At 59.3% G+C, this 16464-nt stretch carries 16 protein-coding genes; 9 read left to right on the top strand and 7 right to left on the bottom strand.

Translation table 11 applies throughout. The annotated features are described in order from the left end of the window. The first annotated feature begins 130 nt into the window (after window positions 1-130). Window positions 131-460 (top strand): Hpt domain-containing protein, encoded by a 330-nt coding sequence (locus tag ACR0J5_RS10380; RefSeq protein ID WP_480653018.1) that lies wholly within the window; start codon window positions 131-133, stop codon window positions 458-460. Here the strand turns inward: ACR0J5_RS10380 and ilvA are convergent. Both ilvA and ACR0J5_RS10370 read right to left on the bottom strand, forming a co-directional pair. Then, window positions 457-1683, bottom strand: a complete 1227-nt coding sequence (ilvA, locus tag ACR0J5_RS10375; protein WP_480653016.1) for a threonine ammonia-lyase IlvA — start codon at window positions 1681-1683, stop codon at window positions 457-459. The two genes, ACR0J5_RS10380 and ilvA, sit on opposite strands and share 4 nt — an antisense overlap. Window positions 1684-1739: 56 nt before the next feature. Next, on the bottom strand, window positions 1740-2462 hold the full coding sequence (locus ACR0J5_RS10370; RefSeq protein ID WP_480653921.1) for a hypothetical protein: 723 nt from the start codon (window positions 2460-2462) through the stop codon (window positions 1740-1742). A 177-nt stretch (window positions 2463-2639) separates the two neighbouring features. On the opposite strand from ACR0J5_RS10370, the gene ACR0J5_RS10365 reads away from it, so the two are divergent. The 3 genes from ACR0J5_RS10365 (at window position 2640) to msrA (ending at window position 5038) form a co-directional block, all read left to right on the top strand. Next, window positions 2640-3866 carry an argininosuccinate synthase gene (locus tag ACR0J5_RS10365; protein WP_480653014.1) on the top strand — a complete coding sequence of 409 codons (1227 nt, stop codon included), beginning with the start codon at window positions 2640-2642 and terminating at the stop codon, window positions 3864-3866. Between the two features lie 130 nt (window positions 3867-3996). Beyond that, on the top strand, window positions 3997-4278 hold the full coding sequence (locus ACR0J5_RS10360) for an SCP2 sterol-binding domain-containing protein (RefSeq protein WP_480653012.1): 282 nt from the start codon (window positions 3997-3999) through the stop codon (window positions 4276-4278). An 88-nt stretch (window positions 4279-4366) separates the two neighbouring features. Continuing rightward, window positions 4367-5038 carry a peptide-methionine (S)-S-oxide reductase MsrA gene (msrA, locus tag ACR0J5_RS10355; RefSeq protein WP_480653010.1) on the top strand — a complete coding sequence of 224 codons (672 nt, stop codon included), beginning with the start codon at window positions 4367-4369 and terminating at the stop codon, window positions 5036-5038. Here the strand turns inward: msrA and ACR0J5_RS10350 are convergent. Both ACR0J5_RS10350 and ACR0J5_RS10345 read right to left on the bottom strand, forming a co-directional pair. Continuing rightward, window positions 5035-5904: a ribokinase gene (locus tag ACR0J5_RS10350; protein WP_480653008.1), complete on the bottom strand. Its 870-nt coding sequence runs from the start codon at window positions 5902-5904 to the stop codon at window positions 5035-5037. The genes msrA and ACR0J5_RS10350 overlap by 4 nt on opposite strands. After that, a complete protein-coding gene (locus tag ACR0J5_RS10345) occupies window positions 5901-8165 on the bottom strand; it encodes an NADP-dependent malic enzyme (RefSeq protein WP_480653006.1) in 2265 nt (754 codons plus the stop codon). The genes ACR0J5_RS10350 and ACR0J5_RS10345 overlap by 4 nt, the downstream gene beginning before the upstream one ends. 159 nt (window positions 8166-8324) lie before the next feature. Here ACR0J5_RS10345 and mutS point away from each other — a divergent pair, with 159 nt between their 5' ends. After that, window positions 8325-10940 carry a DNA mismatch repair protein MutS gene (mutS, locus tag ACR0J5_RS10340; RefSeq protein WP_480653919.1) on the top strand — a complete coding sequence of 872 codons (2616 nt, stop codon included), beginning with the start codon at window positions 8325-8327 and terminating at the stop codon, window positions 10938-10940. A 58-nt stretch (window positions 10941-10998) separates the two neighbouring features. Here mutS and ACR0J5_RS10335 read toward each other — a convergent pair whose 3' ends face one another. Beyond that, a complete protein-coding gene (locus ACR0J5_RS10335) occupies window positions 10999-11562 on the bottom strand; it encodes a nucleotide exchange factor GrpE (protein WP_480653004.1) in 564 nt (187 codons plus the stop codon). 10 nt (window positions 11563-11572) lie between these two features. Beyond that, complete coding sequence (hrcA, locus tag ACR0J5_RS10330) at window positions 11573-12637, bottom strand: heat-inducible transcriptional repressor HrcA (RefSeq protein ID WP_480653002.1); 1065 nt, start codon at window positions 12635-12637, stop codon at window positions 11573-11575. A 112-nt stretch (window positions 12638-12749) separates the two neighbouring features. Between hrcA and rph the strand changes: the two genes are divergently transcribed. The 4 genes from rph to ACR0J5_RS10310 are packed head-to-tail and all read left to right on the top strand — an operon-like array spanning window position 12750 to window position 15575. Then, on the top strand, window positions 12750-13463 hold the full coding sequence (rph, locus tag ACR0J5_RS10325) for a ribonuclease PH (RefSeq protein ID WP_170412685.1): 714 nt from the start codon (window positions 12750-12752) through the stop codon (window positions 13461-13463). Next, window positions 13460-14074: an RdgB/HAM1 family non-canonical purine NTP pyrophosphatase gene (gene rdgB, locus ACR0J5_RS10320; protein WP_480652999.1), complete on the top strand. Its 615-nt coding sequence runs from the start codon at window positions 13460-13462 to the stop codon at window positions 14072-14074. Before rph ends, rdgB begins: the two co-directional genes overlap by 4 nt. Next, window positions 14064-15218, top strand: a complete 1155-nt coding sequence (gene hemW, locus ACR0J5_RS10315) for a radical SAM family heme chaperone HemW (RefSeq protein WP_480652997.1) — start codon at window positions 14064-14066, stop codon at window positions 15216-15218. Before rdgB ends, hemW begins: the two co-directional genes overlap by 11 nt. Before the next feature lie 3 nt (window positions 15219-15221). Next, entirely contained in the window at window positions 15222-15575 is a 354-nt protein-coding gene (locus ACR0J5_RS10310; RefSeq protein WP_480652995.1) for a YbaN family protein, read from the top strand. Here ACR0J5_RS10310 and ACR0J5_RS10305 read toward each other — a convergent pair. Further along, window positions 15565-16458, bottom strand: coding sequence for a ParB/RepB/Spo0J family partition protein (locus ACR0J5_RS10305; protein WP_480652993.1), 894 nt, complete (start codon window positions 16456-16458; stop codon window positions 15565-15567). The two genes, ACR0J5_RS10310 and ACR0J5_RS10305, sit on opposite strands and share 11 nt — an antisense overlap. Window positions 16459-16464: the final 6 nt, after the last annotated feature.

The raw sequence follows: 16464 nt of genomic DNA, 5'->3' as shown, positions 1-16464 counted from the left end.
TCTGATCGCAGCGACCCTAGCGCGCAGCGGTTTAACATCCCGTGAAGGCGTCTTTTGTCGTGGTTTAACCCGACCTTTACCGAGCGCGGCCTATGCAAGTCACATCGCGATATCTGTGGAGGCACCGAACATGATCGACTGGTCCAGGGTCAGACAGCTCAGGGATGAGGTTGGTGCCAGCGAGTTCGACGAGGTGGTTGAGATTTTTCTGGACGAAGTGCAGGAAACCATCGACAGGGTACACGGCGATACCAACCGTCTTGAGTTCGAGCAGAACATGCACTTTCTGAAAGGCAGCGCACTCAGCCTTGGGTTCGACCGGTTTTCCAAACTGTGTCAGGATGCGGAACGCCACGCCGCTGCAGGACAGGCGGCCGAGGTTGATCTGACCGCCCTGCTGCAAATCTATGACGAATCCCGCACCGTGTTTCTGGCCGAAAAAGGTACAAATCTGGCTTAGATCACGAACTGCGCCAGCGTCTCATCTTCGGTTATGTCAGTATAGGTAAACCCGGCCTCGTCCAGATGGGCAAACAGGCGGGCAAAATTCTCGGGCTTGCGGGTTTCAATCCCGATCAGGACCGAGCCGAAATTGCGCGCCGATTTCTTCATGTATTCGAACCGGGCGATGTCATCCTCGGGGCCGAGAATGCCCAGAAACTCCTTCAGCGCACCGGGGCGCTGCGGCAGGCGCAGGATGAAGTATTTCTTGACGCCCGAATAGCGCTGCGCCCGTTCCTTGACCTCGGGCAGGCGTTCGAAATCGAAATTGCCGCCCGATGTAAGGCAAACCACAGTCTTGCCACGGATAAAGCTTTGGATGTCGCCCAGCGCCTCAATCGCCAACGCACCTGCGGGCTCCAGCACGATGCCTTCGACATTCAGCATCTCAATCATCGTGGTGCAGATGCGATCCTCGGACAGGACATGCACGTCCGACAGATGGCGATCCTTGAGCAGCTCAAACGGTTTCGCACCAATCTTTCCAACCGCAGCGCCATCGACGAAATTGTCGATATGATCCAGCGCCACCGGATGCCCCGCCGCCATTGCCGCATGCAGGCAGGCGCCGCCTTTTGGTTCGACAAACAGGCAATGGGTACGATCCCCGAACCACGTCGCCACACCCGAGGACATGCCGCCCCCGCCCACCGGCAGGATCACGTGGTCGGGCAGTTTGCCCAGCTGTTCTTCGATCTCAACCGCCAGTGATGCCTGACCTTCGATCACATCCTCATCGTCAAAAGGCGACAGGAAATGCCCGCCCTGCTGTGCGCACCAGGCTTGGGCAGCGGCCAAGGTGTCATCGAAATAGTCTCCGGTCAGATGGATTTCGATATTGTCGCCACCAAAGATGCGGGTTTTCTGGATTTTCTGCTGCGGTGTGGTGACTGGCATGAAGATCACGCCCTTCACGCCCAGATGCCTGCACATGAAGGCCACACCCTGCGCATGGTTGCCCGCGCTGGCGCAAACGAACAGGTCCTGACCCTGCTGCTTGCGCATGGCATTGAACGCACCGCGGATTTTATACGACCGCACCGGGCTGAGGTCTTCGCGTTTGAGCCAGATGTCAGCCCCATACCGATCAGACAGATGGGCATTCCGCTGCAACGGCGTTGCCGGAAACACAGAGCGCATCGCCTGTTCGGCAGCGCGGGCACGGGTCATGAAATCAGTCATGACCCGTTCACTGGCCGATCCTGACTAAAAGAGCAAGGAATACATCTGTGTACGCATCAGTTGAGTTCGCGTTTTTCGACAAATACGCCGAACATCGTGGTCAGGATGCTGACATTGACCAGAGGCAGAACCAGGGTTCCAAAGAACAAGGTCAGCAAAATGCCCAATACCGGGATAAAGGCAAGTGCCGTAAAGATCAGTTGTATCACAAACTGAAACAGAAAGTTCACGACCAGCAGCGTTAAGATAGCCCCGGTTGTGCCCTCGGTGTTGCTCCAGGCGCCGCTGAAAGACAGCGGGTTTCCAATGGCTGCCGCCGGCAGAATGATGGACAGTCGGTAAAAGCAAGCGACCAAAAAGATGGCGTAAACCGCGGCAATCGCCAATGCCAATACGCCGCCGATTATCGAAACAACAAGACTGATTGGTATAAAGGCAAGTCCCATCAATAGCCCAAGCAACAGAAGCCGTCCGAAATAGGCTAGGATTCTGTCGAACCGGAAGGTCGGGAAAATGCCGCGGGGGTATTCCTCAAGCAGAATAAAGCGGTGCCAGGACACAGCGATCCAGAACGTAGTCACAAAGCCAACAATGATCAGGCAGATCACAAACAGAACAATCGATCCGGTTGAGGCTGTGGACGGTAAATCTCCGGTCTGCGCGCCCAGTTCGTCCAGCGGAATATCCAGAACAAAAAACGCCGCAATGATCACCGCAGTTGCAACCAGTGCAGGGCCCGTTGTGATCTGAAGCACCTGCTTGAGGTTTCCAAACACCATCCGCACGGAATGAACAAAAATCTGCCAGCCCAACATTGAAAAACTGCCCCTTCAACCAATCATTGTTCTCTTTGAGCCTGTTTCACCGCAATTCCCGCCCAGCGTCAACGCAGATAACTTGCCCCCGCTTTCAAAACCCGCTAGGGGCCAAGCGTTCTACGCATAAGGGGAAGTCAGATGTCCGCGCCCAAGAAAGTTGTTCTGGCCTATTCCGGTGGCCTTGATACCTCGATCATTCTGAAATGGTTGCAGACCGAATATGGCTGTGAGGTTGTCACCTTCACCGCCGATCTGGGTCAGGGTGAGGAACTGGAACCCGCCCGTAAAAAGGCCGAGCTGCTGGGGATCAAACCCGAAAACATCTATATCGAGGACATCCGCGAGGAATTTGTCCGCGATTTCGTCTTCCCCATGTTCCGTGCAAATGCGCAGTATGAGGGGCTGTACCTGCTGGGCACCTCCATCGCGCGCCCGCTGATCTCGAAACGTTTGGTTGAGATTGCCGAGGCCACCGGTGCCGATGCCGTGTCCCACGGCGCGACCGGCAAGGGCAACGATCAGGTTCGGTTCGAACTGGCGGCCTACGCCCTGAACCCCGACATCAAGGTCATTGCGCCCTGGCGTGAATGGGACCTGACCAGCCGCACCAAGCTGCTGGAATTTGCCGAACAGAACCAGATCCCGATCGCCAAGGACAAACGTGGTGAGGCGCCGTTCTCGGTCGATGCGAACCTTTTGCACACCTCGTCCGAGGGTAAGGTTCTGGAAGACCCCGCCGATATGGCGCCGGATTACGTCTATCAGCGCACCGTCCACCCCGAAGACGCGCCGAACACGCCCGAATTCATCGAGATCGGTTTCGAAAAAGGCGACGCGGTCAGCATCAATGGCGAGGCGATGAGCCCCGCGACCATCCTGACCAAATTGAACGAATATGGCGGCAAGCACGGCATTGGCCGTCTGGATCTGGTCGAAGGCCGGTTCGTCGGTATGAAGTCGCGCGGCATTTATGAGACCCCCGGCGGCACCATCCTGCTGGAAGCACACCGTGGGATCGAATCCATCACCATGGACCGCGGCGCGATGCATCTGAAAGACCAGCTGATGCCGCAATATGCCGAGCTGATCTATAACGGCTTCTGGTACTCGCCCGAACGTGAGATGCTGCAGGCCGCCATCGACCGCTCGCAAGAACATGTCACCGGCACCGTCCGTGTGAAACTGTACAAAGGTCTGGCCTCGACCGTGGGCCGCTGGTCGGATCACTCGCTCTATTCCGAGGCACACGTGACCTTTGAGGAAGACGCCGGCGCTTATGATCAGAAAGACGCGGCGGGCTTTATCCAACTGAACGCGCTGCGCCTGAAACTGCTGGCGGCGCGTGACAAGCGGTTGTCGAAGTAACGCGATAGCATTCTAAAAAACCCCGGCCCGCAACGCCGGGGTTTTTCATCTCTGCGTCAGTTCCAGTTGGGTCACCCTTGCCCGCCCCGCCCGGTTGCCTTTACCCAAAGGTCAACTGAGGAGGAACACCATGTTGCAGGACATCGCGGACGGCATTCAAAAGGGTCTGAACGGCAAAAGCTTTGACGGCTCGCTGAAATTCGATTGCGGCGATGACGGGGTCATCGTTCTGGCCAATAATCAGGCCACCACACAGGATCAGGACGCGGATTGCACCATCCGCATTTCGCAGGACAATCTGACGAAACTGCTGACCGGCAAGCTGAACCCGATGACCGGGGTTGCGTTGGGTAAGCTCAAGATTTCGGGAAATATGGGTGTGGCGATGAAGCTGGGTCAGCTGTTGGGATAAACTCGTCTCACCACCCCGTGACAAACCATGTCAGGCGATTGCGCCGGGGGAAAAGACAAGGCAGCCTGATCTCAGAAGGAGACCTGCCATGACACGCATCGCTTATCTCGACTACGTCAAACCGACGCTTCTTTTTGCTTTGATCACCATCGCGGCGCTGCTGCGCGCGGCCCCCGCGCCCGCCGCCGGACCCGAGACCCTGACGGTTGCCGGAGGCTGTTTCTGGTGTGTCGAATCCGATTTCGAATCCGTACCCGGCGTGATTGGTGCCGTGTCCGGTTTCACCGGCGGCAAGGCAGCCAACCCCACCTATGATCAGGTGTCCAAGGGTGGCACCGGCCACTATGAGGCCGTCCAGATCACCTTTGACCCGGCCCGCGTTTCCCGTGAAACCCTGCTGAGCATGTTTTTCCGTTCGGTCGATCCCACGGATGCAGGCGGTCAGTTCTGCGACCGGGGAAACAGCTATCGCACGGCGATTTTCGTCTCTAACGCTGGGGAAAAGGCCCTGGCCGAGGCAGCAAAGGCTGATGCCCAGCGCGCCCTTGGGCAGACCGTGGTCACCCCAATCCTGCAGGAAGGGGCGTTTTATCCGGCCGAGGAATATCACCAGGACTATTACAAGGGCGAAAAGCTGGTCTTCACCCGCTTTGGTCCCAAGCGTCAGAAGAACGCCTATAAAGCCTATCGCAATGCCTGCGGCCGCGACGCGCGCGTCAAGCAGCTGTGGGGCGGCGACGCACCTTTTGTCGGCTCTTAACTGAACCGCGCCTCGTGCACCTCTTTGAGGTCGGGGATCACATCAGCAGTCCCGTGCCGCGTGACCATCAAGGCCGCGGCACGATTTGCTTGCAGGATCGCCTGCGCCATCGGCATCCCACGATCCATCCAAGCCAAAACATAACCGGTGAACGTATCGCCCGCGCCCGTCGTATCCACGGCCTGCACCTTATGGGCGGCAAACTCGGATACCTCCCCCCCATGGTAGTAGCGCGCGCCCTTTGCGCCCAGCGTGACGATGACATGCGCAATGTCCAGATCGCTCACCGATTGGCCCGTGGCCTGATGCAGCTGTTCGGCCTCAACCTCGTTCAGGATCAGGAAATCCAGATAGGGCAGAACGGCCTGCACAGAGTCGGCCTGAAACGGGGCGGCGGCGTAACAGACGGTCAGGCCCATCTTGCGCCCCATGCGGGCAGCCTCGACCTGAAGGTTGGTTTCGTTCTGCATCACCAGCAGATCGCCCTGCGACGCGGATGACAGGGCTTGCCCCAATTGATCGTCCGAGATCGCGTGGTTCGAACCCTGAAACAGGATGATATTGTTCTCACCCTTGGCATCCACCGCGATAATCGCATGACCCGTGGGTACGTCCACCTGCGCGATATGGCGCGTGTCCACGCCATATTCCGTCAACCGATCCCGCGCCCACAGCCCATCTGCACCCACGGCCCCGATATGCGCAATCCGCGCACCGGCACGGGCGGCGGCGACAGACATATTCGCGCCTTTGCCCCCAAGAAACCGATCCAGACGATTGGCCGAAAGCGTCTCACCCGGTCCGGGCAGATGCGGCACGTCATAGATCATGTCCGCATTGATCGAGCCGAGATTCCAGATCGTCATGGTTTGCCCGAAATATCGCAGGAGGCGAGGATCGCCATGTTCAGAATGTCATTCGCCGTCGACACGGTCGAACAGATCTGAATCGGCTTGTCGATGCCCGACAGGATCGGGCCAATCACAGTCGCTCCGCCCATTTCCTGCATCAGCTTGGTGGAAATCGACGCCGAATGGCGCGCCGGAACGATCAGGATATTCGCGGGACCGGTCAGACGCTGGAACGGATAGCTGGCCTGCTGATCCACGTTCAGGGCAACATCGACGGTCATTTCGCCTTCGTATTCGAAATCCACGCCGCGCTGGTCCAGAACCGCAGGCGCACGGTGCATCTTTTCGGCCCGTTCCGACACCGGATAGCCGAAGGTCGAGAAACTGACAAAGGCCACACGTGGCTCAAGCCCCATATGGCGGGCCACGGCGGCGGAACGTTCTGCGATATTGGCCAAATCGTTTTCGTCGGGCCATTCATGCACAAGGGTGTCCCCGATCAGCACGATCCGCCCCTTGTGCAACAAGGCTGTCACACCAGCAGCCCCATGCGTCGCATCCGCATCAAACACATGGTTGATCCGGTCCAGCACATGCGCCGATTTGCGTGTGGCCCCGGTCACCAGACCATCGCCATGCCCATGTGCCAGCATCAGGGATGAAAACACGTGCCGGTCCCGCGCCGCCAGCCGGTGAATATCCTTGCGATCAAACCCTTTGCGCTGAAGCCGCTGATAGAGAAAGTCCTTGTAGGCATCCAGATGCGTGGTTCTGGCGGCGTTCACCACCTCAAGCTCGCGCACGGCATCGCCCAGACCGGCCTCTTCCAGCTTTTGCTTTACCTCTTCCGAGCGACCGACAACCAGCGCCTTACCAAAGCCCGAGCGCTGATAGGTCACCGCCGCACGCAATACGCGCGGATCGTCGCCTTCGGCAAAGATCATCCGGCTTTGCGCCGCGCGGGCGCGGGCGTTCAGACCGCGCAGGATGCTGGCGGTCGGGTCCATGCGGGATTTCAGGCTCAGCTCATAGGCGTCCATGTCGATGATTGGACGCCGCGCAGCCCCGGTATCCATCCCGGCCTTGGCAACGGCGGGCGGAATGCGGTGGATCAGGCGCGGATCGAACGGCGTGGGAATAATGTAATCGCGCCCGAAGGTCAGCGATTTGCCATAGGCCATGGCGACCTCATCCGGCACATCCTCGCGCGCCAGATTGGCCAGCGCATGGGCACAGGCGATCTTCATCTCATCATTGATCGCGCGGGCGTGAATATCCAAAGCGCCGCGGAACAGGTAGGGGAAGCCCAGAACGTTATTCACCTGATTGGGATAGTCGCTGCGCCCGGTGGCGACGATGGCATCCACACGCACCTCATGTGCCTCTTCCGGCGTAATCTCGGGATCGGGGTTCGCCATGGCAAAAATCACCGGGTTGTCGGCCATGCTGGCCACCATATCCTGCGTCACCGCCCCTTTGACCGAGACACCCAGGAACACGTCCGCGCCCTTCATGGCATCTTCCAGCGTGCGCAATTCGGTGGTGATCGCGTGCGCCGATTTCCACTGGTTCATCCCTTCGGTGCGGCCCTGATAGATCACGCCCTTGGTGTCGCACACGATGCAGTTCTCATGCCGCGCGCCCATCGATTTCAGCAATTCGATACAGGCGATCCCGGCAGCCCCTGCGCCGTTCAGAACGATCTTCACATCCTCGATCTTCTTGCCCGAGATATGCAGCGCGTTCAGCAGCCCCGCCGCACAGATCACCGCCGTGCCATGTTGGTCATCGTGAAAGACGGGAATGTCCATCTCTTCCTTCAGGCGCTGTTCGATGATGAAACATTCGGGCGCTTTGATGTCCTCAAGGTTGATCCCACCAAAGGTCGGCCCCATCAGACGCACAGCGCGGCAGAATTCGTCCGGGTCTTCGGTATCCAGTTCAATATCGATCGAATTCACATCCGCGAACCGCTTGAACAGGACGGATTTCCCCTCCATCACCGGTTTCGACCCCAGCGCGCCCAGATTGCCAAGACCCAGAACCGCCGTCCCGTTCGAAATCACCGCAACCAGATTGCCCTTGTTGGTATAGTCATAGGCTGTTTCGGGCGCCTCAGCGATGGCCTCGCAGGGAACCGCCACACCGGGGCTATAGGCCAGCGACAGATCGCGCTGGGTGGTCATCGGGACGGTGGCCTGCACCTCCCACTTGCCGGGGGTCGGGTCCAGGTGAAAGGCCAGCGCTTCTTCTTTGGTGATCTTCGTTTTGGGCATGGAATATGTCGTTTCTTTGCAAGTTGGGGCCTTAGCGTCTTAGCCTAGGCCCGCCTCAGCCTCAACGACAATAGATTTCGCCTTTCGTCGCAGCCGCCGGATTTGTAAGGTCGCGCCGGAATACGCCAGAAGGGAACAGCCTTGTCCACAGTCACGCCGATGATGGCGCAATATCTCGAAATCAAAGACGCCCATGCCGACGCGCTGCTGTTTTACCGCATGGGCGATTTCTACGAGATGTTTTTCGAGGACGCCGTCAACGCGGCCGAGGCGCTGGACATCGCCCTGACCAAGCGCGGCAAACACAATGGCGAGGACATCCCCATGTGCGGCGTCCCCGTCCATGCCGCCGAGGGATATCTGCTGACCCTGATCCGCAAAGGGTTCCGCGTGGCCGTGTGCGAACAGATGGAAAGCCCGGCTGAGGCGAAGAAAAGAGGCTCTAAATCAGTGGTTCGGCGCGATGTTGTGCGTCTGGTCACCCCCGGCACACTGACCGAGGACGCCCTGCTTGAGGCCCGCCGCCACAACTTTCTGGCCGCCTATGCCGAGGTTCGGGATGAGGCCGCATTGGCCTGGGCCGATATTTCCACCGGCGCGTTTCACGTGATGCCTTTGACATCCGTTCGGCTCAGCCCGGAACTGGCGCGGCTGGCCCCGTCCGAGCTGATCGTGGCCGACGGGGCGGAGCGGGAACTGAACGAAACCACCCGCGATCTGGGTATTTCGCTGACCCCCATCGGGCGCGCCAGTTTCGACAGCACGGCGGCGGAAAAACGCATCTGCGGGTTGTTTCACGTGGGCGCTTTGGATGCGTTCGGGTCCTTTGGCCGGGCCGAAGTGTCCGCCATGGGCGCATTGATCGACTATCTTGAGATCACGCAGAAAGGCAAATTGCCCCTGCTGCAGACGCCTTTGAAGGAATCCGAGGATCGCGTGGTGCAGATCGACGCCGCCACGCGCCGCAACCTGGAACTGACCCGATCCCTGTCCGGGGGCCGCGCCGGATCATTGCTGTCGGTGATTGACCGCACCGTAACACCGGGGGGCGCCCGCCTGCTGGAACAACGCCTTTCCAGCCCCTCACGCAATCTGGATGTGATCCACGCCCGACTGGATGCGGTGAATTTCGCCGCTGAAGACAGCCTGATCGCCTCGGATCTGCGCGAGGCCCTGCGCAAAACCCCCGATCTGGACCGCGCCCTGTCCCGCCTGTCCCTGGAACGTGGCGGCCCGCGCGATCTGGCCGCCATCCGCAACGGGCTGACCCAGGCCGCCGCAATCGCCGAACTCTGCGAGGGTCAGGACCTGCCGGTTCTGCTGGCGACCGCCCTGCAAAACCTCGTTGGCTTTGACAACCTGCTAAACCTGCTGGACGAGGCGCTTGTGGCCGAACCACCCCTTCTGGCCCGCGACGGTGGCTTCATCGCGCCCGGGTTTGACGCGGAACTGGACGAGGCCCGCACCCTGCGCGACGAGGGCCGATCCGTCATCGCAGGCTTTCAACAGAAATACGCGGAACATACCGGCATCACCTCGTTGAAGATCAAGCACAACAACGTGCTGGGCTATTTCATCGAAACCACGGCCACCCATGCCGAGAAGATGCTGAACCCACCGTTCAGTGAGACCTATATCCACCGCCAGACCACCGCCAATCAGGTACGGTTCACCACGGTCGAACTGTCCGAGATCGAAACCCGCATCCTGAACGCCGGAAATCTGGCATTGGAGATCGAAAAGCGGCTCTATCAAAGGCTATCTGACGAGGTTCTCGCCCTCGCCGCCCGCCTGAACCAAGCTGCCCGCGGGCTGGCAGAACTGGATCTCACCACAGCACTTGCCGATCTTGCGCGCGGTGAAAACTGGTGCCGCCCCCAGGTCGACAGCTCGCGCGCCTTCAATATCCAAGGCGGTCGCCACCCGGTCGTTGAACACGCGCTGCGCCAGCAATCGGGTGATGCCTTCATCGCCAATGACTGCGACCTCAGCGCCGATCAGGGTGCCGCGGTCTGGCTGCTGACCGGTCCCAACATGGCCGGTAAATCCACATTCCTGCGCCAAAACGCCCTGATTGCACTGCTGGCACAAATGGGCAGCTACGTCCCCGCCGAACAGACTCATATCGGCGTTGTCAGCCAGCTGTTCAGCCGTGTCGGAGCCTCGGACGATCTGGCGCGTGGCCGCTCGACCTTCATGGTAGAAATGGTCGAAACCGCCGCTATTCTGAACCAGGCCGACGACCGTGCGCTTGTCATTCTGGACGAAATCGGGCGCGGAACAGCCACCTATGACGGCCTCTCCATCGCCTGGGCCACGCTGGAACACCTGCACGCCGCAAACCAATGCCGCGCCCTTTTCGCAACGCATTACCACGAACTCACCGCACTGGCCGGGAAACTGACAGGCGTCGACAATGCCACTGTCGCCGTCAAGGAATGGGAAGGTGAGGTCATTTTCCTGCACGAGGTCCACAAGGGTGCTGCCGACCGGTCCTATGGCGTTCAGGTCGCGCAATTGGCGGGCCTCCCGGCCTCGGTCGTCGATCGCGCCCGCGTAGTGCTGGATCAACTAGAGAAAACCGAACGCGAAGGCGGCAAGCAAAAGGCGCTGATCGACGACCTGCCACTGTTCTCCGCCGCACCGCCGCCTCCGCCCCCAGCGCCAAAAACCTCCCCTGTCACGGACATGCTGGACGACATCCTGCCGGATGAGCTCAGCCCCCGCGACGCGCTCGACCTGATCTACAAACTGAAAGAGGCGGCCAAAAACTGACCGCCCCTTCTTCTTGTTCAAAATACGGCCGCCGGAGGCTTGGCCTCGCAGAGGCCAATCAGCTCGCAGGCGTCGACGATACGCCAACCTGTGCCGGGCGCAGCAAACGGTCATGCAGCATGAACCCTTCGGCCGAGACCTGAATGATGTCCCCTGCGCGCGTACCGGGCACCGGGGCCTCAAACATCGCCTCATGCACATTCGGGTCAAAGCGATCCCCCACTTCCGGGGTAATCACCTCGATCCCGTGTTTCTGAAACACATCCTTCAGCGCACGCATGGTCAGCTCAACACCTTCAAGCAGACCGGCAGCCACTTCTTTCTGTTCGTCGGTGGCCGCCTCAAGCGCACGTTTCATGTTGTCGTAAACCGGCAGCATGTCACGGGCCAGTTTCGAGCCACCATACTGTTCCGCATCCCGACGCGCCTTATCGCCGCGCTTGCGCGCGTTTTCGGCATCCGCCAGCGCGCGCATGAATTTGTCTTTGTAATCGTCCCGCTCGGCACGCAGTTCATCCAGCTCCAGCGCTTCATCGCTGAATTCCGCGATCTCTTCCGCCAGTTCTTCGGCCTCAGCGGCTGCGATATCGTCCAGAAAATCTTCGTTCTTGGGCTCTGCCATCTCTTACCCTCTAGCTCCGGTCGGATATCAGCTTGCCGACCAGTTGCGCCGTATAATCCACGATCGGTACGATCCGCCCATAGTTCAGACGTGTGGGTCCGATGACCCCAACCGCACCGATTATCTTACGATCAGCGTTCATATATGGAGACACCACCAAAGAGGAACCCGAAAGTGAGAAAAGTTTGTTCTCAGACCCGATAAAAATGCGCACACCCTCGCCTTCTTCGGTCAATTCCAGAAATTCGGCGATGTCACGTTTGCGTTCCAGATCGTCAAACAGGGTGCGGATTCGGTCCAACTCTTCGGCCTGACCCGGTTCATTCAACAGATTCGCCCGTCCGCGCACGATCAAACGGGCCGAGTCTTCCCCGTCTCCGTCCCAAGCCGCCATGCCACTTTCGACCATTTCCCGCGCCAGCACATCGATCTCTTGCTTGCGGGCATCGATTTGGGTCAGCATCTGACGACGCACTTCGCTCAGCGTCCGGCCTTCGATCAGTGCGTTCAGAAAATTCGCTGCCTCGCGCATGGAACTGGGCGTTTGCCCCGGCGGAGGTGAGAACAGTCGGTTCTCCACGTGACCGTCCGAGAACACCAAAACCACCAACGCACGGTCATGGCCCAGCGAGACGAACTCGATATGCTTGATCTCGGCCTCGTGCTTGGGCGTCAGAACCAGCGAGGCGCCTTGTGTCACGTGTGATAAAGCCGATCCCACACGATCCAGCATCCCCCCCACATCGCCTGCGTTAGAGCCTAATGTCTGGTCCAGCTTCTGCCGATCATCCGCGCCCAGATCACCGACCTCAAGCAGCCCGTCGACAAACATCCGCAGCCCTTGCTGCGTGGGAATCCGGCCCGCTGATACATGAGGGCTGTCGAGCAGGCCCAGAAACTCCAGATCCTGCATCACATTGCGCACGGTTGCGGCGCTGACTTTCTCTGACAGGGTGCGGGTCAGGGTGCGGCTGCCCACCGGCTCACCGCTTTCCAAATAGCTTTCGACGATCAGCCGGAACACTTCGCGTGAGCGGTCGTTCATCTCATTCAGAATTTTGCTTGCTTCGCTCATCGGCGGCCCCCTGCTGGGTCGTCATTAAATCGCAGGCAAATGAAAGGTCAATCGGGGTTGCATCGTAACGCCACTGAGAGTTATCCCCAACCCAGCCAACAAAGGATTTTCCATGCGACCCTCAGGACGTGATCTAAACGAAATGCGCGCCGTTTCAATCGAGACGGGCTTTACCAAACATGCCGAAGGTTCCTGCCTGATCAAGATGGGCGACACCCATGTGCTGTGCACCGCCACGATCGAGGATCGCGTACCGCCCTTTATCAAAGGTTCCGGCCTGGGTTGGGTCACCGCCGAATACGGCATGCTGCCCCGCGCCACCAACACCCGGATGCGGCGTGAGGCCGCCAGCGGCAAACAAGGCGGCCGCACCGTGGAAATCCAACGCCTGATCGGCCGCGCCCTGCGCGCCGGTGTGGACCGCGTTGCCTTGGGTGAACGTCAGATCACCGTCGACTGCGATGTGATTCAGGCCGATGGCGGCACCCGCTGCGCCTCGATCACCGGCGGTTGGGTTGCGCTGCGTCTGGCGGTGAACAAGTTGATGAAAGCGGGCGATGTGATCTCCGATCCTCTGGTCGATCCGGTGGCTGCCGTGTCTTGTGGTATCTATGCCGGTCAGCCGGTTCTGGATCTGGACTACCCCGAGGACAGCGAGGCCGGCGTGGACGGCAACTTCATCATGACCGGATCGGGCAAGCTGATCGAAGTGCAGATGAGCGCCGAAGGCTCGGTCTTTAGCCGCGCGCAGATGGATCAGCTGATGGATCTGGCCGAAAAAGGCGTGGGCGAACTGGCCGCCGCGCAAAAGGCTGCGACCGCATGACCCGTAAGTTCGACAGCGACAGGCTGCTGTTCGCCACGCATAACAAAGGCAAGCTCGAGGAGATGGCGCATCTGCTTGAGCCCTTTGGTGTGACCGTGATTGGCGCGGGCGAAATGAACCTGCCCGAACCGGAAGAAACCGAGGATACCTTTGTCGGCAACGCCCGGATCAAGGCACATGCCGCAGCCAAGGCGACCGGCCTGCCTGCCCTGTCGGACGATTCCGGGATCACCATCGATGCGCTGGACGGCGCGCCGGGTGTTTACACCGCCGATTGGGCCGAAACCGGCAATGGCCGCGATTTCCTGATGGCCATGACCCGCGCGCATACTGAGCTGGAGGCCAAGAACGCCCCGCACCCGCGCACAGCACAATTCCGCAGCACTCTGGTGCTGGCCTGGCCCGACGGTCATGACGAGGTGTTCGAAGGCATCGCCCCCGGCCATCTGGTCTGGCCCATTCGCGGCGAAGGCGGGTTTGGCTATGACCCGATGTTTGTCCCCGACGGCTATGACATTACCTTTGCCGAGATGGATCGCTGGGAAAAGAACAAGATCAGCCATCGCGGCCGCGCGGTGGAGATGTTCGTGAAAGGCTGCTTTGGCGGATGATTGGCGCAACTGGGGCTTTGGCCTGTACGTGCATTGGCCCTTTTGCGAGGCCAAATGCCCCTATTGCGATTTCAACAGCCATGTTTCTCGTAATATAGATCAAAAACAATGGCTTAGCGCTTATCTGAGCGAATTGCGGCGCTCAGCCGCGGAAACCCCGGATCGGGTGTTGAACACGATCTTCTTTGGTGGCGGCACCCCGTCCCTGATGGAGCCCGCAACCGTTGCTGCTGTCATTGACGAGGCCCGCGCGCTGTGGCGACCGGCCAATGACATGGAAATCACGCTTGAAGCCAATCCCGGCTCGGTCGAGGCCGGGCGCTTTGCCGCCTATCGCGATGCCGGGGTCAACCGGATTTCCATGGGGGTGCAGGCGCTGAATGACGAAGACCTGCGCCGCCTGGGTCGCATTCATACCGTTGCCGAGGCCCGCGCCGCGTTCGATATCGCCCGCTCTTGCTTTGATCGCGTCAGCTTTGACCTGATCTACGCCCGCCAACACCAAACGCCCGCGGATTGGCAGGCGGAACTGACCGAGGCCCTTTCGATGGCCGTAGACCACCTGTCGCTCTACCAACTGACCATCGAGGAAGGCACCGCCTTTGGCGACCGCTATGCCATCGGAAAACTACGCGGCCTGCCCGAGGATGACCACGCCGCCGACATGTATCTGACCACACAAGAGATCTGCGAGGCGCACGGCCTGCCCGCCTATGAGGTCTCAAACCACGCGCGGCCCGGGGCAGAATCTCAGCACAATCTGATCTATTGGCGCTATGGCGACTATGTCGGCATCGGGCCCGGCGCACATGGCCGCGTCACCCTGAACGGACGCAAACTGGCGACAGAAACCTACCTGTCGCCAACAGCGTGGTTAAATGCTGTTAGCACAGGGGCCGGAGAAAAAGAGCGGTCGGCGCTTAGTACGCAAGATCAGACAAAAGAATACCTGATGATGGGGCTACGGATTGTCGAAGGACTAGATATTGATAGATTCAATGCCTTAGCCGATCATCCCCTTCCCGCAAACAAACTGGCTGAGTTAGGGGAGATCGGGATGGTGCAGCAAACCGGTGGCAGGCTGATCGCCACAAAGGACGGGCGCGCCGTTCTGAATGCGGTGATCCGAGAGTTGCTGGATTAGACGATGCAATATATCTGGGCCGCTCTTGGATTGATCTGCGTCGGTTTGGCGGTGGTGGGTATTGTGTTACCCCTGTTGCCGACGGTGCCATTCCTGCTGCTGGCCGCGTTTTTCTTTGCCCGATCCTCATCCCGTCTGCACAATTGGTTGATCACCCATCGCACCTTCGGCCCGATGATCGTTGACTGGCAGACCCATGGCGCGATCCGACCGGGCGCAAAAAAGGCGGCTACCGTCTCGGTCGCCGCCGTGTTTGCGTTGTCTTTGGTACTGGGTTTGCCGTCCCATGTTCTGATCATTCAGGCGTTGGTATTAGGCGCGGTGATGATCTTTATCTGGACTCGCCCTAACGGCTGAGCTTGGCACACAGATCGTCGAGTTGATCCAGGTTTTCATAGGTCAGAACCACCTGCCCGGTTTCCGTTCCTGGTTTGTGGTTAATCACAACCTTCATCGCCAGAATAGCCGAAAGGTCTTTTTCAAGCGCGCGCGTGTCTGCATCCTTGCCCGCATCCAGATTTCTGGACTTTGGCGCCGATTTAACCGGATCAGCCTGCTGTTTCTTGACCAATGCCTCGGTCGCACGAACCGAAAGACCATCGCGCACAACGATCTTCGCCAGTTCAGACGGGTTTTCCGCCGTAATCAACGCGCGCGCATGCCCTGCCGACAGCTTTCCTTCGATCACCAATGTCTGGACATCCATCGGCAGCGACAACAACCGCAGCAGATTGGCAATATGGCTGCGGCTTTTGCCCAGAGCTTCGGCCAGTTTCTCTTGCGTGTGCCCGAACCGGTCCATCAACTGCTTGTAACCGGCAGCCTCTTCCACGGCATTCAGATCCGCGCGCTGGATGTTTTCGATAATCGCGACTTCCAAAACCTCGGTGTCGTCGAATTCCCGAACGATAACCGGGATTTCGTGCAGCTGCGCCATCTGTGCTGCACGCCACCGCCGCTCACCAGCAACGATTTCGTAGTCGCCACCCGAGATTTCTCGAACGATCAAAGGCTGGATAATGCCTTTTTCTTTAACCGAGGCAGCAAGTTCGTCCAACTGCTGGGGCAAAAAGGTCCGGCGCGGCTGATTGGGATTGGCGCGCAGTTTTTCAATCGGAACCTTCATGTCCGGACGACGCGGTTGCGAAGGGATTATCCCCTCGGACTCCTGCGTTACATCCGCCATCAACGCGGATAGACCGCGACCCAACCCTCTTGGTTTTGATTTTTTGGCCACCACGGTGCC

The sequence above is a fragment of the Ruegeria sp. BE1 genome, from assembly GCF_056538885.1.
This window is presented reverse-complemented; position numbering and strand designations above follow the sequence as displayed.